General features: G+C 30.8%; 2 protein-coding genes. One reads left to right on the forward strand and one right to left on the reverse strand.

Translation table 11 applies throughout. The features are described 5' to 3' along the window. Positions 1–16: 16 nt before the first annotated feature. Positions 17–655: a sugar-binding protein gene (locus B3J44_RS13355; RefSeq protein ID WP_286968870.1), complete on the reverse strand. Its 639-nt coding sequence runs from the start codon at positions 653–655 to the stop codon at positions 17–19. Between the two features lie 679 nt (positions 656–1,334). Here B3J44_RS13355 and B3J44_RS13360 point away from each other — a divergent pair. Next, positions 1,335–2,113, forward strand: a 779-nt coding sequence (locus tag B3J44_RS13360; RefSeq protein ID WP_286968871.1) for a carboxypeptidase-like regulatory domain-containing protein, incomplete at its 3' end; no start/stop codon positions are given.

Consider the following 2,113-nt stretch of genomic DNA (forward strand, 5'->3'; position numbering starts at 1 on the left):
GTGCCTTTGTGGCAAATTACTTCATCAAAACAAACTTCCCAAAAGAAGAAGCGATATGAAAATTCGGTTCTGCTGTATTTGGATTTATCCAAGAAATCCATGTTGGTTCATAATTTCCGTTTCCATCTTTAGAGAATTTAGCTCGATAAACTCCAACTTCCATAATATTATCATGGATCAAATCTAATTTTTCTAGTGAAGCAATACTGATTCTCCCCACAACAGTAAAAGAATTTTGTTCTTTTACCGATTGTATTTCTAACTGTTTTTCTGGCCATTTCCAATTGTAATCAAAATTCCAGTTCGGATAAGCTTCAAAATCCAAAATACGTGCATCTACATCCATTTCCAAACAATAATAGGGACTTAGTTTTTCATCTTTTCTAAAAAACAGCTCTACTCTATCTGAATTACAAATACTATCTGTAGAATTATCTTTTCGATCAATATAAACCTCTGAATCAAAAACTTGAAAATTAAAATACAGATAATCTAAATCCCAAAGCGCACGAAATTCAATTTTCAGAACTGGATCATTATTCCATGGCGAAGTAAAATCAGTTAAACAATTTGCTTTTTCCCAAAAAAAAGAATCTAAAATTTGAGTTACATTCTTTTCATTTTTATCGATTATTTCTACGTGGTATTCTTTCAAAATTCTTCTTCTTAAAATCTGTTAATTTTTCATTTTCAAAAAAAGTCAAAATGACCATTAATTCATTTCGCGATTTCGGCTTTTTTCTCCGTGACCAATATAGTTCAAAAATTGAATTAAAAAACAAACCGAATTCATAATAAAAACCAAAAATCCTCTTCATTTCTGCATAAGAAAAGACTGCTTAATTTTTACGTTTTTCATTTAGTGATTGCGAAATTCATAAGTTTTTAATAAATCCTTATTTATAATTTAAAAAACAGCAGATTTCACAGACACTGCTTTTTCTAAAATATTTTAAAAATATCACATCTTTTTAAGTGTAAAAAAATGTATTGTATAATTTTATGTGCTCGAGAACATAAATTTTGTGTGTTCGAGCACATTTTTTGTGTTTTTTCTTGTTTTATAAAAATATAATCTCTAGTTTCGTCAGAGATTAATCTTAAAACTAAGTTAATTATGCAAAAATTAGAGTGATTTTTAATCTTTAAAAAAGAAGAAAACAGAACTAAACAAGCCGTGTTTAGAGCAAAAGCAAAACCTCTTATTTGTATAGAAAACAACTTAATCAACACATAACTAAAAAAAGCAAAATGAATTCCACGATCAAAAAAGAAATCTAAAACCTACAAACAAGAAAAAAACAATTAAACATTAACCAAAACCAATTTAAAGTATGAAATTATTAACCCAAAAAAAGCCAAGAGATTTTCGGATTAAAAATTTATCCAGCAAAGAAATCGGAATAACGGTTCTCTCGTTATTAGTTTTTACATGTCAAGCCTCTGCAGCTTCTTCTATAAATATTTCGGATAAGAACAAAACGGCGTTGTTTTTTGAAAAAACAGTAAAAGGTACTGTAACAGATCAAAATGGCATGCCTCTTCCTGGTGCGAATGTTACGGTTAAAGGCTCGTCTAAAGGTGTTCAAACGGATGTAGATGGAAGCTTTGTTATTACAGTTCCTGATAATGCTACAAAACTTGTGATTACTTACATTGGTATGGAAGATCAAGAAGTGGCTATTGGAACTACTCCTCTAAAAATTGCCATGAAAGAAGCAGGGCAAAAACTAGAAGAAGTAGTAATTGGATACGGAAAAGCAAAGAAAAAAGACATTACTGGCTCTGTTGTTTCTGTTGGAAAAGACAACTTAAACTTAGGTGGTACTGTTTCAAACGTTGGACAGGCATTACAAGGACGTGCTTCTGGAGTTCAAGTTCAACAGAACAGTTATGCTCCTGGAACATCACCTACTATAGTTGTTAGAGGAGGAAACTCTATTACAACATCAAATGCTCCATTATATGTAGTTGATGGTTTTATTACAAGTACTGGTGCATCTATAAGTCCAAATGACATAGAAAGTATTCAGATTCTTAAAGATGCCGCTTCTACTGCCATTTATGGTTCAAGAGGAGGAAATGGTGTTATCATGATTACTACTAAAAAAGG

This window comes from Flavobacterium sp. UBA4854, assembly GCF_002399805.1.
GTDB lineage: Bacteria > Bacteroidota > Bacteroidia > Flavobacteriales > Flavobacteriaceae > Flavobacterium > Flavobacterium ginsengisoli.